This is a genomic window from Ureibacillus massiliensis 4400831 = CIP 108448 = CCUG 49529, from assembly GCF_000772965.1.
GTDB classification, from domain to species: Bacteria; Bacillota; Bacilli; order Bacillales_A; family Planococcaceae; genus Ureibacillus; species Ureibacillus massiliensis.
Map to the genome: position 1 here is coordinate 1 of NZ_JPVQ01000054.1, position 17430 is coordinate 17430.

The 17430-nt window shown below is 36.8% G+C and carries 18 protein-coding genes, 1 pseudogene and 1 riboswitch; all 19 genes and pseudogenes read left to right on the top strand.

Annotation, left to right across the window (positions count from 1 at the left end; translation table 11 throughout):
* Positions 1 to 448: pseudogene (locus CD30_RS16990) on the top strand (citrate transporter); the annotation flags it as partial.
* Positions 449 to 493: 45 nt separating this feature from the next.
* Positions 494 to 583 carry a DUF1446 domain-containing protein gene (locus CD30_RS20605; RefSeq protein WP_235802082.1) on the top strand — a complete coding sequence of 30 codons (90 nt, stop codon included), beginning with the start codon at positions 494 to 496 and terminating at the stop codon, positions 581 to 583.
* Positions 584 to 1810: an acyclic terpene utilization AtuA family protein gene (locus CD30_RS16995; protein WP_235802083.1), complete on the top strand. Its 1227-nt coding sequence runs from the start codon at positions 584 to 586 to the stop codon at positions 1808 to 1810.
* A 15-nt stretch (positions 1811 to 1825) separates the two neighbouring features.
* The gene (locus tag CD30_RS17000; RefSeq protein ID WP_036179648.1) at positions 1826 to 3232 is read left to right on the top strand and encodes an amidase; all 1407 of its coding nucleotides are present in this window, start codon (positions 1826 to 1828) and stop codon (positions 3230 to 3232) included.
* 29 nt (positions 3233 to 3261) lie between these two features.
* Entirely contained in the window at positions 3262 to 3567 is a 306-nt protein-coding gene (locus tag CD30_RS17005; RefSeq protein ID WP_036179650.1) for an AtuA-related protein, read from the top strand.
* Between the two features lie 364 nt (positions 3568 to 3931).
* Positions 3932 to 4121: riboswitch (cobalamin riboswitch) on the top strand.
* A gap of 179 nt (positions 4122 to 4300) precedes the next feature.
* The gene (gene cobJ, locus CD30_RS17010) at positions 4301 to 5986 is read left to right on the top strand and encodes a precorrin-3B C(17)-methyltransferase (protein WP_036179652.1); all 1686 of its coding nucleotides are present in this window, start codon (positions 4301 to 4303) and stop codon (positions 5984 to 5986) included.
* Positions 5987 to 5997: 11 nt separating this feature from the next.
* A complete protein-coding gene (cobK, locus tag CD30_RS17015) occupies positions 5998 to 6753 on the top strand; it encodes a precorrin-6A reductase (protein WP_036179654.1) in 756 nt (251 codons plus the stop codon).
* Positions 6754 to 6755: 2 nt separating this feature from the next.
* Positions 6756 to 7430 (top strand): precorrin-8X methylmutase, encoded by a 675-nt coding sequence (locus CD30_RS17020; protein ID WP_036179656.1) that lies wholly within the window; start codon positions 6756 to 6758, stop codon positions 7428 to 7430.
* On the top strand, positions 7405 to 8541 hold the full coding sequence (locus CD30_RS17025; protein WP_036179658.1) for a cobalt-precorrin-5B (C(1))-methyltransferase: 1137 nt from the start codon (positions 7405 to 7407) through the stop codon (positions 8539 to 8541). The genes CD30_RS17020 and CD30_RS17025 overlap by 26 nt, the downstream gene beginning before the upstream one ends.
* Entirely contained in the window at positions 8516 to 9703 is a 1188-nt protein-coding gene (locus CD30_RS17030; RefSeq protein ID WP_036179679.1) for a bifunctional cobalt-precorrin-7 (C(5))-methyltransferase/cobalt-precorrin-6B (C(15))-methyltransferase, read from the top strand. Before CD30_RS17025 ends, CD30_RS17030 begins: the two co-directional genes overlap by 26 nt.
* A 5-nt stretch (positions 9704 to 9708) precedes the next feature.
* Positions 9709 to 10413: a precorrin-2 C(20)-methyltransferase gene (gene cobI / locus CD30_RS17035; protein ID WP_036179660.1), complete on the top strand. Its 705-nt coding sequence runs from the start codon at positions 9709 to 9711 to the stop codon at positions 10411 to 10413.
* On the top strand, positions 10413 to 11192 hold the full coding sequence (gene cobM / locus CD30_RS17040) for a precorrin-4 C(11)-methyltransferase (protein WP_036179662.1): 780 nt from the start codon (positions 10413 to 10415) through the stop codon (positions 11190 to 11192). The genes cobI and cobM overlap by 1 nt, the downstream gene beginning before the upstream one ends.
* Complete coding sequence (locus CD30_RS17045) at positions 11189 to 12319, top strand: cobalt-precorrin 5A hydrolase (protein WP_036179664.1); 1131 nt, start codon at positions 11189 to 11191, stop codon at positions 12317 to 12319. The genes cobM and CD30_RS17045 overlap by 4 nt, the downstream gene beginning before the upstream one ends.
* 161 nt (positions 12320 to 12480) lie before the next feature.
* Positions 12481 to 13104 (top strand): precorrin-2 dehydrogenase/sirohydrochlorin ferrochelatase family protein, encoded by a 624-nt coding sequence (locus CD30_RS17050; protein ID WP_036179666.1) that lies wholly within the window; start codon positions 12481 to 12483, stop codon positions 13102 to 13104.
* Between the two features lies 1 nt (position 13105).
* The gene (cobA, locus tag CD30_RS17055) at positions 13106 to 13867 is read left to right on the top strand and encodes a uroporphyrinogen-III C-methyltransferase (RefSeq protein WP_036179668.1); all 762 of its coding nucleotides are present in this window, start codon (positions 13106 to 13108) and stop codon (positions 13865 to 13867) included.
* Positions 13861 to 14415 (top strand): nitroreductase family protein, encoded by a 555-nt coding sequence (locus tag CD30_RS17060; RefSeq protein ID WP_036179671.1) that lies wholly within the window; start codon positions 13861 to 13863, stop codon positions 14413 to 14415. The genes cobA and CD30_RS17060 overlap by 7 nt, the downstream gene beginning before the upstream one ends.
* 336 nt (positions 14416 to 14751) lie before the next feature.
* A complete protein-coding gene (locus tag CD30_RS17065) occupies positions 14752 to 15600 on the top strand; it encodes a methyltransferase domain-containing protein (RefSeq protein WP_036179673.1) in 849 nt (282 codons plus the stop codon).
* Positions 15584 to 16621, top strand: a complete 1038-nt coding sequence (locus tag CD30_RS17070; protein ID WP_408056814.1) for a FecCD family ABC transporter permease — start codon at positions 15584 to 15586, stop codon at positions 16619 to 16621. Before CD30_RS17065 ends, CD30_RS17070 begins: the two co-directional genes overlap by 17 nt.
* Before the next feature lies 1 nt (position 16622).
* Positions 16623 to 17384 carry an ABC transporter ATP-binding protein gene (locus CD30_RS17075; RefSeq protein WP_036179677.1) on the top strand — a complete coding sequence of 254 codons (762 nt, stop codon included), beginning with the start codon at positions 16623 to 16625 and terminating at the stop codon, positions 17382 to 17384.
* The last annotated feature ends 46 nt before the right edge of the window (positions 17385 to 17430 follow it).

Sequence of the window (17430 nt, forward strand, 5' to 3'; positions counted from 1 at the left end):
TTATTTTCATGCCAGGGTTGGGTGTGAAAAACTCATGACTGTTTTTATTGGGATTCTATCTGGAACAGGAATGATTGAAGCAATGGCAACAACATTATCTTCAGCTGTTCCTTCAGGTTGGGGAGGAGCATTACCTATCATATTAGCTTTTATTTCTATGCCTTTAAGCTTAATATTTGATCCGGACTCCTTCTATTTTGGTGTACTTCCAGTTCTAAGTGCAACAGCAGAGACGTTTGGCGTAGACCCAGTAACAATGGGACGAGCAGCAATTATAGGGCAGATGACTGTCGGTTTCCCTATAAGTCCGTTAACAGGTGCAACGTTTTTACTCATCGGTTTAGCAGAGGTAGATCTTGGGGACCTTCAAAAGAAAGCCATTCCTTTGGCATTCGGAATCTCATCAGTTATGGCAATTGTTGCTTTAGTAATGGGCCTATTAAGTTAGTAACTTCTTAATAGATTAGACGAATAATTTATAAAGGAGAAAGCGATGTTAAAAATAGGATCTGGTGCAGGATTTGCCGGGGATCGTTTGGATCCTGCAGAAGTATTAGTAAAACATGCTGATTTGGATTATTAAGTGCTAGAGTGTTTAGCTGAACGAACAATTGCATTAGCACAACAAAAGAAGATTCATGATGAAAATGAAGGGTACGATCCTTTGCTAGAAAGAAGAATACGCAGACTATTACTTGATCTTATGAAAAACAAAGTACGTTTAATAACAAATATGGGGGCGGCTAATCCAATTGCTGGGGCAAAGAAAATACTCGAAATAGCAAATGAACTTAACATTCCATGCAAAATAGCTGCTATTACAGGGGATGATGTAATCGACCTCATTAATAATATCTATATAACTACTGATACGAATGCGCCACTTTCTAACTATGAACCTATTATTTCTGCCAATGCATACTTAGGTATAGACGCACTATTACCTGCACTTGAAACAGATGCAAATATCATTATTACTGGTAGAGTTGCTGATCCATCATTATTCCTAGCGCCACAAGTGTATCATTATAATTGGGATCAAAATGACTATCATAAATTAGGGCAAGGAACATTAATAGGACATTTACTTGAATGTGCAGGGCAAATTACTGGTGGATATTTTGCAGATTCTGTGAAAAAAGTAGTGCCTGATCTAACGAATCTTGGATTTCCTTTTGCAATAATTGACTCTGATGGTCGTGCGATTATCTCAAAGGTTAAAGGAACGGGAGGGTGTATTAATCTTTCAACGGTTAAAGAACAACTATTGTATGAAGTTCATAATCCATCAGAATATATAACTCCTGACGTTATTGCTGATTTTTCGACTGCAGAACTTAGAGAAGTCGGAGAAAATCAGGTAGAAATTTCAAATGCTAGTGGTAAGGAACGTCCTATAAAGTTAAAGGTTTCAGTGGGATATCATGCCGGATATTTAGGAGAAGGAGAAATCTCATATGCTGGTACTGCTGCTATAGAGCGAGCTTTGTTAGTAGAAGATATATTAAAAGAAAGATTGAAAGAACATTTTCCTAATCTACGTATAGACCTAATCGGTGTTTCTTCTGTACATCGAACACAATTTGAAAAAGTTGTACCTTATGAGGTAAGAGTGCGAGCAGCAGGCTATCATCATTCACAGCAAATCGCTCAACTTGTAGGTGAGGAAGTAGAAGCATTATACACCAATGGTCCGGCAGCGGGTGGGGGAGTTCGTAAAAAAGTAACTGAAACAATAGGTGTCGTATCTACACTAATAGATAGAAATAGGGTTAAGCCAAAAATTACTTTGTTTGATAATCAAGTATGATAAGGGGAATTTACTGTGGAGTTAACCCAACTATCTTTATGTGAAGTGGCTAAACAAATTCGATTAAAAAAGGTATCACCAGTTGAGCTTGTTGAGGAATGTATAAAGAAGATACAGATTATTACCCATAAAAATTTTTCAGCATACATTGATGTCTATGAAAAAGAAAGTCTTAAAAAAGCTAGAGATGCTGAACGTGAGATTATGAGTGGAAATTATTATGGATTACTTCATGGAATTCCAATTGCCCTAAAAGATAATATTGCTATGAAGGGATTTCGAACAACAGCAGGAAGTAAAATTCTTTCAAATTGGATTCCAAAAGTTAACTCGACAGTCGTCACACGGCTAGAAAGTGTCGGTACCATTATTATAGGAAAAACAAATTTTCACGAGTTCGCATGGGGAGCCACATCTGAAAATCCTCATTACGGGATTGTAAGAAACCCGTGGGATCCAAAGTGTAATGCTGCTGGTTCAAGTGGAGGGTCCGCCGTTGCGGTTGTTACAAAATCATGCTTCGGAGCCCTTGGTACTGATACGGGAGGCTCAATTCGATTACCTGCTGCAGTAACAGGTATTGTTGGACTACGACCGACATATGGTAGTGTAAGTAATCACGGTGTTATCCCTTTGGCAAAAAGCATGGATACAGTGGGTCCCATGACACGTAATGTAAAGGACTGTGCTATATTACATGCTACCATTAATAGCAATAATCAAAATAATAACAAAGCTCTAGATATAATAAGTAATGATTATATGAGTGAACTTGATAAGGAATTAAAAGGACTACGAATTGGTATTCTATCAGATTATTTTCAATACTGTCAGCCTTCTGTTACAAAAAATATCAAGAAGGCAATTAGCACACTAATGTCACATGGTGTTGAGATTATTGATGTTCAAATAGGTAACTTAGAAGATATCATATTAGCTAAAACAGTAATTCAATCTTCAGAAGCAAGTGCATATCATCAAAAGAATTTCAGTAATAATTTTATGGATTACGGTGAAGATGTTCGAATACGTTTAGATAAAGGAGAAAGGTATTTAGCTACAGAATATATTCATGCTTTAGAGTATCGAAAATTATTAAAAAGTCAATTTATGGAAGCGTTTCAGTCTGTTGATGCATTTATCCTACCTACCTTACCTTTTGTTGCAAGAAATATTGGTGATACTACAATTAGTATAAAGGAAGGGCAGGATGAAGAAATTGGACTGATAGTTAGTCAGTTTACAGGGATTGCTAGCCTAACAGGGTTCCCGGCTCTTAATTTACCTTGTGGATTTGATGAACAGGGTCTTCCAACTGGTATGCAAATTATTGGCAAGCCATTTGAAGAATCATTACTGTTCCGTATTGGTCAAGCATATCAACAGGTTACGAACTTTCATTTAAAATCACCAGCATTATAGAATGATACATTTTAAAAGGGTGTGAGTTATTGAAACTATACGAGTTGGCCCATAGTCGCGCGGGTGATAAAGGAGATATTTTAAATCTATCTCTTATCCCTTATAAAGAAGAAGATTATGAACTACTATGTGAAAAAGTAACACCGGAAAAAGTGAAAGAACATTTAAACGCAATTGTAAAAGGAAAAATTGTAAGATATGAATTACCAAATATCAAAGCATTAAATTTTGTTTGTTATGAAAGCCTTTTAGGAGGAGTAACTACCTCACTGAGTGTGGATACACATGGGAAAAGTTTGAGTAGTGCTTTATTGGAGATGGAAATAGATGAATGAGAGGGTAGAGTGGAAGATGCAATTAATTATTGAGAGTTTATTTATTTTGGTCTGAAGAAATTTCTTTTAAAAGTGAGTTTATCATAAATACTTATAACCTTTTGACTTTAAATTAAAAATTTGAAATAAATTATTATTAAATAATAACTTTAATATGTCGATTTGCACAATTTTTTAAGTGCAAGTCTTTTCTTTTTTATATTTCAAAGCAATAAAGAAACTTAATAGATTTAAATTTAGATGAATTGTACATTTTACATACGTTTTACAACATTATTAATTCTTCTAATAGATACTACATAATTTGAATATTCAAAAATATATTGGATTTTGTTGTAGACTATGGTATTTTATAGTTAATTTAATATTCCAAAATTAAGTAAGTGCTCATGTAGAATCTTAAATGAGTTAAAAGGGAAATTAGTGAAAATCTAATGCAGCCCCCGCTACTGTAATAGCAGATGAAATCACAAAAAATCACTGTCTAAGGATGGGAAGATGTGAAAGTAAAATGAAGCTTGAGCCAGGATACCTGCTTACTTAATAGTTACTTGCTTTTCGGTGGGAGAGGTATAAGTCTTATTTTTGCTGCGCTATTTTTGATTTAAGTCTACAAAAGCCTGTAACTCTTTAATGATTAGAGTTGCAGGTTTTTTATTTTAAACAGAGCAAATATATTCGATACAAGTCAGTCGACTTACCGTATTTTGTTACCTAGATAGGAGTGAATAACATGAAAAAAGGTAAAATCTTTGTTGTTGGTTTTGGTCCTGGAGATCGAGAACATATAACAAAACGAGCTGTTGATGCATTACAACAAAGTGATCATATTATAGGATACAAAACCTACGTAGAATTAATTGAACATCTAGTAACAGCAAAAAAGATTGTTAGTACAGGCATGACAGAGGAAGTATCGCGAGCACAAGAGGCTGTTAAACAAGCTGAAGCTGGACATATCGTATCTGTAATTTCAAGTGGTGATGCAGGAGTCTATGGCATGGCCGGCTTAGTTTATGAAGTATTAATTGAAAGGGGATGGAAAGAAGAAACTGGTATAGCGGTGGAAGTTGTTCCCGGTATTTCTGCTATTAATTCTTGTGCAAGTTTACTAGGGGCACCAGTTATGCATGACTCTTGTACGATTAGTCTAAGTGATCATTTAACTCCTTGGACAGTTATTGAAAAACGCATCGAAGCCGCAGCTATGGCAGATTTTGTTATTGCATTCTACAATCCTAAATCAGGCCGCCGTACACGTCAAATTGTAGAAGCGCAAAGAATTTTATTGAAGTACCGTTCACCTGAGACACCTGTGGGACTAGTAAAAGCTGCTTATCGTGAAACTCAAAAAGTGATATTAACATCATTATCGGATATGTTAGAGCATGATATAGGTATGTTAACTACAGTTGTTGTTGGAAATTCATCAACGTTTTTCTATGATAATAAAATCATTACGCCTAGAGGTTATCAACGTAAATATACACTCGGTGACGAGCAACAGATTTGGAAACCTCACCAAAGATTAAAAAAAGAAGCAGAACCATGGGCATTAGATCAAGTAACAGGTGAAGCAAAGACGGGTTATGAAAAAATTGAAACGATTAAATCAAAACCAATTAAATTAAAGACTCAAGAACCACCGAATACAAAACAAAATCAAAAGATTATATCTGAAAAATCATCTGTTGAAATGGCACAAATGGCACTTTCACGTGTTAAAGGCGAAACAATAAAAGCTGATTTTATCGTACAACAGAAGATAGAGTCAATTTTTGAATTTGCTGTTTCTCCTGGAGTTTCTAATAAAACTATTACCCCGAAGCAGATGCAATTATTAGCAGAGGTAGTTGGGGAAGACGGGCAACTTGAATATACGCCTGATCATCGTTTTTATGTGAAAATTCCAACAGATAACCCCAATAATGTTATTGAAAAACTTAAGGGTAGTGGTTTATATGTAATGCCTATAGGGGACGTATTAAACCTTAAAGCCTGTGACTTCTGTTATGGAGAAAAGGCTGAATCTATTCCATATGCTGAAGAAATAATGGAAACATTAGGTGGAATGAAATTGCCTAAAGAATTGCATGTTGGATTTAATGGTTGTGGTATGGCTTGTTATCGTGCAGTTTTTGATGATATTGGGATTGTTTATCGAAAAAAGAAATTTGATTTATTTATCGGGGCAAAACCAGTTGGTAGAACAGCCCATGCTGGTCAGCCGGTAGCAGAAGGATTAGACCCTGAGGCTTTAGTTCCTCTTTTGACGAAAATTGTAAAAGAATATAAAGAAAATGCTCATCCAAATGAACGTTTATTTAAGTATTTCAAGCGTGTGAAAAAAATTGCACATTTCACATATCAAGATATGAGTAGCAAAATCAAAATCGAAGAAGCACCATGTGGTGACTAGGGGGGGAGTGTATGATTTTATTTTTAGCTGGTACAAGCGATGCTCGTACTCTAGCAGTAGAATTGCAGAAAAAAGGATACAACCTGTTAGCTACTGTCGTCACAAATTCAGCTGCTATCAGTTTGGAGGAAGCTCAGGTTCCATATTATGTTGGACGGTTAACAAAGTCAGATATGCTCGCAATGATTCTAGATAAAAAAATAACGACAGTGATTGATGCCAGTCACCCCTATGCCGAAGAAGCTTCTAAGACAGCTATGGAGGCGGCTAATGAAAGTGCTCTTCCTTACATTCGTTATGAACGTCCCCAACAAGAATATGTTCATCCTTTAGTGACAGAGGTAGATACGTATGAAGAAGCTGCTCTTCTTGCTAGTGAGCATAGTGGTACGGTGATGTTGACGACTGGTAGTAAAACATTGGCTACCTTTACAAAGTATTTACTTAAAGATTCAATTCGTTTAGTGTGTCGTATGCTACCGAACAAAGAAAACATGGAGAAGTGTGATGCTCTAGGTGTGAAACAACGTGATATCATCGCAATCCAAGGGCCATTCTCTAAAGAATTAAATACCGCATTATACCGTCAGTATGAAACGTCTTTAGTGATTACAAAAGAAAGTGGGAAAGAGGGATCAGTCGATGAAAAAATTGAGGCTGCTTTAGAATTAAATATTCCAGTGATATTAATTAAAAGACCAAAAATTAATTATACAAATCAATGTTCAACATTTGAAGAAGTGTATGAAAAATTAGGAGGTATTTGATAATGCCAAACATGAACTTTAATACAAAGTTTGTCCCCTTAACAGTCGATCCAGATAAAATTTATGACTATAGTTTCTCGATTATTAAAGAAGAAATGGGTGAGCATAACTTTACGGATGAGCAATGGTTAGTTGTTCGTCGTGTAATCCACGCGTCCGCTGACTTTGAACTAGGTCGAAGCATGATTTTCGCTCCAGATGCCATTGAAGCTGGAATTCAATCTATTTTAGCAGGTCGACATGTTATAGCGGATGTACAAATGATTGAAAGTGGCTCTGGCCGTAAAAGATTCCAAAAGCATGGCGGGGATCTACATTGTTATATTGCCGATGAAGATGTAGCAAAAGTTGCAAAGGAACAAGGTACAACACGTGCAATTATTTCCATGCAAAAAGCAACAAGCTTGCATGAAGGTGGAATCTATGCAATCGGAAATGCCCCAACTGCTCTTTTAGAACTAATTCGTTTAGTCAAAGAGGGTTCAGCTAAGCCGGATTTAATAATCGGGATGCCAGTCGGTTTTGTATCAGCTGCTGAATCAAAAGCTGAGCTTTCTGTTTTAGAGGGGATTCCTTTTATTACAAATAAAGGACGAAAAGGTGGTAGTACAGTAACTGTAGCTGCACTAAATGCCATCTCGTTAATGGCCGATGAGCGTGCAAAACAAACGAAATAAAAAAGACCCATCACAAATGAGGAACGGCTACACAACTGGTTCATGTGCTACAGCTATGACTAAAGCCGCCTTACAAGCACTTGTGACAGGCCAAGTTCCGAATGAGGTAACGATTTATTTACCTATTGGGCAATATGCAACGTTTAAAGTAGAGAAGAGTGAAGCGATCGAAGGCAGTATTATGTGTGAAACAATTAAAGATGCAGGTGACGATCCAGATGCAACGCATAAAGCAAGAATCCAAAGTACCGTAAGATTTACTGATTTACCAGGAATTCATTTAGACGGAGGCGTCGGTGTCGGGCGTGTGACAAAACCAGGACTACCTATACCAGTTGGAGAGGCAGCTATCAACCCAGTCCCTCGAAAAATGATTACAGGTGTTGTTCAAGAAATCATAGATTCCTATCAAATTGATAAAGGAATAGAAGTAATCATTTCAGTACCTGATGGAGAGGAAATCGCAAAAAAAACATTGAATGCACGCTTGGGTATTATTGGTGGAATTTCGATTTTAGGTACACAGGGAATAGTTGTACCATTCTCAAGTTCAGCCTATATGGCGAGCATTGTACAGTCACTGAATGTAGCTAAAGAAGCGGGATGTGATCATGTTGTAATTACAACAGGTGGACGTAGTGAGAAATTTGCAATGAAGCAATACCCAAATTTACCTGAAGAAGCGTTTATCGAGATGGGTGATTTTGTTGGTTTTACGTTGAAGCATATAGCTCGTAAAAAGTTTTCTCACGTATCACTTGTTGGAATGATGGGGAAATTTTCAAAGATTGCGCAGGGTGTTATGATGGTTCATTCAAAAAGTGCGCCAATTAGCTTTTCGTTTTTAGCAGGTATTGCTGAAAGAATAGGTGTAAAGGAGCCTTTATTAAGTCAAATTCTAGAAGCCAACACAGCTTCGCAGGTTGGTGAAATGCTTAGAGAAAATGAAACTTTTTTTGAAGCGCTCTGTAAAAACTGCTGTTACTATTCATTAGCGCACATGAATGCAGAAATAAAAGTATCAACCACATTATATACCATGGATGGGGATTGTTTAGGAAAGGCTGAGAATATTGACAAATTGGATGAGAATGATTGGTATCGGGGATAATGGTGCAGCTGGCTTATTACCACAATATATCGAATGGATTGAACAATGTGATTTGTTAGTTGGTGGCGAAAGACATTTAGCATTTTTCCCGAATTTTACAAAAGAAAAAAAAGTGATTAAAGCTGGAATAAATACACTTGTAAACGAATTACATCATGAAACTCGAAAAGTAGTAATTTTAGTTTCTGGAGATCCACTGTTTTATGGCTTAGGGAGCTTGTTAGCTAAAAAGCTTCAAATTGAAATATATCCGTATACAAGTTCAGTTCAACTTGCCTTCTCAAAAATGCAAGAAAGCTGGCAGGACGCTTATATTACAAGCTTGCATGGCCGATCAATTAAAGGATTTGCCCAAAAGATTGATGGTCGAAAAAAGATAGCCGTTCTAACTGATGAAACAAATTCTCCTCAGGAAATCGCTCGTTACTTAACATATTATGGTATGACAGAATATGATGCATTTATTGCTGAAAATTTACAAGGTGAAGATGAACGTTGTCGTTTTATGAGTTTAGAAGAAATGAAGTTAGCGAGTTTTTCACCGTTAAATGTTGTGATTTTAAAGCAACGACATGAAATTAAGCGAAGTACGATTGGTATTCCAGATGAAGCATTCCATCAACGGAAGCCTGATAAAGGCTTAATTACAAAAAAAGAAATCCGTGTTTTGTGTCTTCAAGAATTGCAATTACAAGAAGATAGTATTGTTTGGGATATTGGTACTTGTACAGGCTCTGTAGCGATTGAAGCGGCAAAAATTGCTCGTGAAGGTGCTGTATATGCTATTGAGAAGAACGAAATCGATTTAGAAAACTGCTTACTAAACCAAGCAAAGCATCGAACTGATTTTACCGCGGTTTTAGGAAAGGCACCAGAACGTCTTGATGAGTTCCCTGATCCAAATGCGATTTTCATCGGTGGTAATGGTGGTAACATGGAACGTTTACTTAGAATATGTATTGAACGACTGCAAACAGGTGGGCGATTAGTAATGAATATTGTAACAATTGAAAATTTAGCTGAAGCAATGGGACATTTGAAAAATTTAAGTTGTGAGGTATCAGTATTGCAAGTGCAAATTGCAAAAAGTAAGCCTATATTACATCTCACACGCTTTGAACCAATGAATCCAATCTTTATTGTGACAGCACAGAAAGGATAAGACAAATGACAATTGGTACTTTATATGGAATAGGTGTTGGTCCTGGTGATCCGGAATTAATAACAGTGAAGGCTTTTCGTAAATTGCAAGAATGTCCAGTGATTGCTTATCCGAAAAAACTGCGAGGTAGTAAATCCTATGCTCATCGTATTGTAGAGGTGTATATCAATCCCGAAGAAAAAATAATGCTCGGTTTAGTTTTCCCAATGACAAAGAATGAGGAAACTTTAAGAACAGAATGGGAAAAATCGGTGGAGGCCATTTATCAATATTTAGCTAAGGGGCAAGATGTTGCTTTTGTAACGGAAGGCGATCCGATGCTTTATAGTACATTTATTCATTTAATGAAGATTATGAAGGAAACACATCCAGAAGTTCCGATGGAAACTGTAGCTGGTATTTCATCATTTAATGGCTCAGCCAACCGCTTAGGTATACCCCTTGCGGATGGTGATGAATATGTAGCAATGATACCAGCGACTGAAGACATGGGAGAAATGCGTCGTGTTTTAGAAACTCATGATGCTGTGGTGTTTATTAAAATAGCGAAGGTACTAGATGACATGCTGGATTTGTTAGAAGATATGAATTTGCTTTATGGTACACATGTTGTCACAAAGGTAACATCTGACGAAGAAATCATTTGGAATGTAGCTGACTTACGTGGAACAGAGTTGAACTATTTATCTTGTATGGTGGTGCGTAAATAATGAAGAAGATTTGGATTATTGGAGCAGGTCCTGGTGACCCTGATTTGATTACAGTAAAGGGTTTAAAGTTATTACAAACAGCAGATGTCGTTATGTATACTGATTCACTAGTTAGTGATCAGTTAGTCGCACAAGCACATCCGGAGGCAGAGGTGATTCGTACATCTGGATTGCACTTAGAAGAAATGGTGAATTGTATCGTTGAGCGAGTCAAAGCAGGTAAAAAAGTAGTTCGATTACATACGGGGGACCCTTCATTATACGGCGCTACAATGGAACAGGTAGCCTTATTAAAGAAGCATGATATCGGTTATGAGATTGTTCCAGGTGTTAGTTCAGTGTTTGCATCCGCAGCTGCTGTTGGAGCAGAATTGACAGTACCAGATTTAACTCAAACTTTAATATTAACCCGTGCAGAGGGACGTACACCTGTTCCAGAACGTGAAAAATTACAGGCATTAGCGAGCCATCATTGTACGATTGCCATGTTTTTAAGTGCCACATTAACAAAGAAAATTACGAAAGAATTACAGGCAGCAGGCTGGGCAGATGACACACCTGTTGCGGTTGTACAGCGTGCATCTTGGCCAGATCAGAAAATCGTCCATACCACTCTAGTACAATTAGATGAAGCAATGCGTATCAATGGTATACGCAAGCACGCGATGATTTTAGCGGGCTGGGCGCTTGATCCAAATATCCTTGATAAAGAGTATCGTTCGAAGCTTTATGATAAAACCTTTACGCATGGATTCAGAAAAGGTGTGAAAGAAGGATGATTAAATTACAAGAGGGTGTAATTCCTACTGTTTATCAACAAAAACCTTATGCATTAGTAGCTATTACAAAACATGGTGTAGCTCATGCTCGAAGCTATGCAGAGAAGTTTCCATATGTGGATGTATATTATATGAAGAAATTTGAATATGGAGATGAAAGAACCCGTCATATTCAATTATTCGATGGAACGGTTCGTTTACTACTACCAGCATTATTTCAAAATTACAAAGGGATAATTTGCATTATATCACTTGGTGCAGTTGTGAGGATGATTGCTCCGTTATTAGTTGATAAAAAAAGTGATCCAGCAGTACTTGTAGTTGATGATAAGGGTCAGTATGTAATTAGCGTACTGTCAGGACATCTTGGGGGAGCGAATGCACTAACGAACGAGTTTGCACAGGCAATTGACGCTATACCTGTGGTAACCACTGCTTCAGACGTACAAAAAACCATTCCAGTAGACTTATTCGGTGCAAAGTTTGGTTGGGTTTGGGATTCAGAGGAAAAGTTAACACCAGTAAGTGCCTCGGTAGTGAATGAAGAACTAGTGGCCATTGTACAAGAAACAGGTGAAAAAAATTGGTGGATGTATGAAACAGTGATGCCTCCCAATTTAAAACTTTATTCGAATATAAAAGATGCCCTTGCTAATAGGGCCTCTGCGGTATTACTGATTACAGACCGATTAATTGAAGAAGACGAGCAAGTACTATTAGAAAATGGTGTTATTTATCGTCCGAAATCGATTGTACTTGGCATGGGGTGTAACCGAGGAACATCAGCTGAAGAAATCGAGCATGTAATAGACGAAACATTATTAGATCTAAAACTTAGTAAAAAGAGTGTAAAAGCAATTGCAACAATTGATTTAAAAAAGGATGAGCCAGGATTTTTAGAAGTAACTTCTAAAAATCATTGGCAATTTGTTACGTATACAGCAGCTGAATTAAATACAATAACACTTCAAAATCCTTCTGAAATGGTATTTAAATATACAGGAGCTTATGGAGTAAGTGAACCAGCAGCTCTTCTATTCGCAAAGACAGATACATGGCTCCTGAAAAAGAAAAAAAGTGGCAATGTAACAATATCAGTAGCACGTGTCAATTTTGAAGATGAATAGATTGAAAGATTTATTCAACCAGGAACAGTGGTGCTCGTGAACATTTAAATGGTTATGTATTGCTACTGAATAGATGATGTACCATCTGAAATATTACCTTACAAAGAAAAAACAATTATCAACTAGATGAAATGGTTAAATAAATGCTTGGAGGGATTACAATGAACTATTTTCCAATGCTATTAAATATCGAATATAAAACAGCTGTTATTGTTGGAGGAGGGCATGTAGCAGAACAAAAAGTAAAAGCGTTATTGCCAACAAAAGCTAATATTATTGTTGTTAGTCCTGAAGTGACAGCTCAATTAAAAGTTTATATTGAACAAGGTATTGTCGCGTGGCGTCAAAAATACTTCGAGCCATCAGATGTAAATGATGCAACAATTATATTTGCTGCAACAGACAAGCAAGAAGTTAATGATGCTGTAGAGGAAGCGACACAACACTGGCAGTTACTAAGTAGAGCCGATGCACAAGGGCGGGTTGACTTTATTAACCCAGCTGTTGTGCGTAGAGGAAACTTAATTTTAACGATCTCTACTTCTGGTGCAAGCCCCAAACTAACTAGACAAGTAAAAGAAGAAATAGCACAACGGTATGGCGATGAATACGAACCTTATGTTGCGTTTTTAGGAGAAGCACGGAAAAAAGTATTAGCAACATTAAAAGGTGAAGAGAAAAAAGCGCTGCTGGCTGATTTGCTAAACCCACAAATTTTACAGTGGACGAAGCAAGGTGAAATAGAAAAGTGTCATGCATGGTTACAGCAGCGATTAGGAGTATAAGATGAGAGGGTTTGTATATATAGTTGGTGCTGGTCCAGGTGATCCCAAATTATTAACGATACGCGGTCTAGAATGTTTACAACAATCAGATGTTATTATGTATGATCGTTTAGTTAATCCTGCTTTACTAAATCATGCAAAGAAAGATGCTGAATTGATTTATTGTGGAAAAGAACCAGGGAAGCACGGGTTGATACAAGAAGAGATTCATAGGGTGCTAGTAGAGAAGGCGGAACAAGGTTACACAGTTACTCGATTAAAAGGTGGCGATCCATTTGTATTTGGTCGTGGTGGTGAAGAGGCTGCTATTTTACGCCAAGCAGGTATCGGCTATGAAATTGTACCTGGTATTACAGCTGGGATTGCAGCACCAGCTTATGCAGGGATTCCAGTGACACATCGAAATCATGCAACAAGCTTTGCGATAGTAACAGGACATGGTCGTGCTGAAAAGGGAAAAGATTTTTTGGATTGGGCATCCATTAGTCACATTGATACAGTTGCCTTTTATATGAGTGTAGGTAATATATCGCATATTACAAAAAGTTTAATAAGTCATGGAAAAAATTCGAATACCCCAGTCGCTGTAATAGAGTGGGGGACAACGGACAAACAACGAACGATTATAGGAACACTTCAAACCATTGCAACAGATATAAAAAAATACACTATTAAAAACCCTGCGATGATTTTAGTGGGTGATGTCGTTTCTTTACGACAAGATATCGCCTGGTATCAAGAAAAGGAGTTTGAAATATGTTAAAGGTATTAAAAAAGCGCCGAGCCATTCGAAAATTTCAAAATAAACCTGTAGAGCTTGAAAAAATAGAGCAATTATTAGAAGCAGCCACGTATGCACCAAATGATCGTATGCGTGAACCATGGCATTTTTATGTAATGCAAGGTGATAGTTTAAAAGGATATGAGAAAGTAGCGCTGCAATTTCTACAAAAACGTTTCCCAACAAAGCCTCATTTAGTACAAAGTTCTTTAGAGGCAATTTCAAATACGCCATTAGTCATTGCCGTGACATCTGCCATCGTAGAAGGTGATGAAGGGTCAACAAAAGAAAACGCCTATGCAGTTAGCGCTGCAATTATGTCAATGTGGCTAATGGCGGAAGACTTAGGGCTTGGTATGGTATGGCGAACACGTGGCGTTGGGTTAGTACATGATAGAGCATTACATGAATATATCGGTGCTACTGATCAAGAACAATTAATCGGTACATTTTGCATTGGTTATCCTGCAGAAGTACCTACGACAGAAAAAAAACGTACCTCATACACAAAAAAAACAACGTGGTTATGAGAAAATTGTACGCTTAGATATGCAACATATTTAAAGGTTATAAGTAGAAAAAACAACTAGAAAAACGTTTTGTCTTGTTGAAAATTACAGTTTAATAACCACATCAGAAAGAGTGATTTAAAATTACAGCGATAATAGCCAATGTTACACGGAGAGTTCCATAGTCCCATTACGAATTTTAGGAAGGATATTGGCGCAATGATGAAAAAAGCCAGAATACCTTCTGATGTTAGAGTAAAATGTTCTTTCGGGATAATGCGAAAAAACGACAAGGATAGCTTTTTACGTGTAAACATTTACGAAGTTTACACTTTTTTTTGGGAGGAGGTCAATCACATGAAAAAATCCCCATTAAAAATTGACTTTGAGGCACTTTGGCAAGAGGGGATGCATGATTGGCAAGGAAATATGCCTGAACGTATGAGAAACGATGAGCTAGAAGAAGCATTTTGGGCACAATCAATGCAGAAGAAAAGGTTAATGGAAACGGACGCACACGCTATCCCTATATATGAACGAATTCAAAAGTATATTCCAAAAAATGCAAGCTGTATTGAAATAGGACCGGGTTGGGGTAATTATACATTTCCATTACGTAAAGATGTCAGTAAACTAACACTTGTTGATGGGTCTGCTAGTGTAATTCAATATCTAAAGCAATTTTTTACAGACGATAAAGCGGTTCAATTTATCCATAAAAAATGGGAAGAAGTAAATCTTTCTCCTCATGATATTGTAATTGGGGTGAATTGCTTTTATCGAATTTATGAGATGAATGACGCTTTAAAGAAGATGAATGCATTAGCTAAAAAACGAGCCATTATTGGATTAACGACTGGACCGATTCAGCCACATTATACCTTACTAGACGAAAAGTTCGGATATAAAATTAAGTATCCTCGACGAGATTACATTGAGATAGTTAACATGCTCTATCAGCTAGGTATTTATGCTGATTGTGAAATGATTAAGCTAGAAAGAATATATCGTTATAAAAATTATGATGCACTTTATGAAGCACAAAGTAAAAAAATATTAGACGATTCTTTTGAAATGGAACATGTGAAGCAATCTTTAAAAGGTTTTATAACCGAAGAAGATAGTGAAATATTGTATCGTCATACGTTTTACGCAGCAATTATTAGTTGGGAGCCTGTAAATTTATATGATGAAAAAAAATTCTAGGCTCTTTATGGCATTTTTATGTTGTATCTTATTTATCTCGATGATGATGGCTATTTTAATAGGATCTGTCGGTATTACACCGACTATAATTTTGGAAGTTCTATTTTATAAATTAGGTATAATAACTGAAGTTTCTGCAACGAATTCACAACAAATTATTATTTGGGAAATTCGTGTACCTCGTGTTTTACTAGCAGCAATAGTTGGTGCAGCACTAGCAATTAGTGGTGCTGCAGTACAAGCGCTAGTTAAAAATTCAATTGCGGATCCATATATTTTAGGGGTTTCTTCAGGCGCATCTGTCGGTGCTACTTCGGTCATATTATTAGGAACATTTAGCGCATTTGGTGTCTATGCACTTTCAGTTGCAGCTTTTTTAGGCTCGATTGTTGCCGTGACATTTGTCTTTTTATTGGCCCGTGTTAATGGTCGCACTTCCGTTATGCGTCTTTTACTATCTGGTATTGCGATATCCATGATATTTAGTGCTATTACAAACTTTATATTGATGATGTCCAATGAACAAGGGGGTATTCAATCAGTAATGCATTGGATGCTCGGTAGTTTAGCAGGGGCAAAGTGGTCAAATATAATAATTCCGTTTCTTGTATTAATTATTGCGTTTTTACTATTAACAAATCGCTATCGACAATTAAATGCATTATTACTAGGTGAAGAAACGGCGACAACAATGGGTGTTAATGTAGATCGTTTTAGAATTTATCTAATATTAATAGTTTCACTATTGACAGGTGTTGTCGTTGCAGTGAGTGGCACTATTGGTTTTGTTGGTTTAATAGTACCTCATATTGTACGTATTCTTGTTGGATCCAATTACAAGGTGGTACTGCCTTTCAGTGCTGTTATTGGTTCTATTTTTATCGTATGGGCAGATATGGGCGCACGTGTGGCTATTGCACCTGAGGAGATGCCAATTGGGATAATCACTGCATTATGTGGTGGACCATTCTTTATATGGATGTTACGTCGTCAACGATATTCGTTTGGGGAAGGTGATTAATATGCTAAAGATAGAAAATATGGGAATTTCAATTAATGAAAAGCAAATTATTCATAATATCACCTGTACGGTTAATAAAGGGAAATTTATTGGCATTATTGGCCCAAATGGCAGTGGTAAATCTACAATGCTTAAAGTAATTTATCGTCATTTAAAGCAGACAGAAGGGATCGTAACATTACACGAAAAAGAAATTTGGGAAACACCACCTAAGGAATTGGCACAACAGATAGCGGTGGTCAGTCAGGAGACACCATTATTATTTGACTTTACAGTAAAGGATCTTGTGTTAATGGGTCGCACGCCATATAAAAAGTGGTTAAGTACAGATAATACCGAGGATTACCAAATTGTAGAGGAATGTATGGCACTGGCAGATGTTTCTTATCTAGCTGACCGTACATTATATGAATTATCCGGTGGTGAAAAGAAACGAGTTATGTTGGCAAGAGCATTAGCACAAAAAGCGGAAATTCTAGTGCTTGATGAACCAACGAATCACTTAGATATTGAGCACCAGCTCCAAATGATGGATTTAGTGAAGGATTTACCAATTACAATTTTGGCAGCTCTGCATGATTTAAATTTAGCTGCAGCCTACTGTGATGAACTACTTGTAATGAAAAATGGGACAATCTATGCAAGTGGTCCTCCTCAGCAGGTGCTTACGGCAGAAAACTTACAGTATGTATTTCGAGTGAACGCAGAAATTTCAACGAATCCATTTACAAATAAACTACATTTATTTTTTTATACAAAGTAAGGTAGTGTCAAAACTTCTATGAAAAATTGAAAATCACAAAAAATTA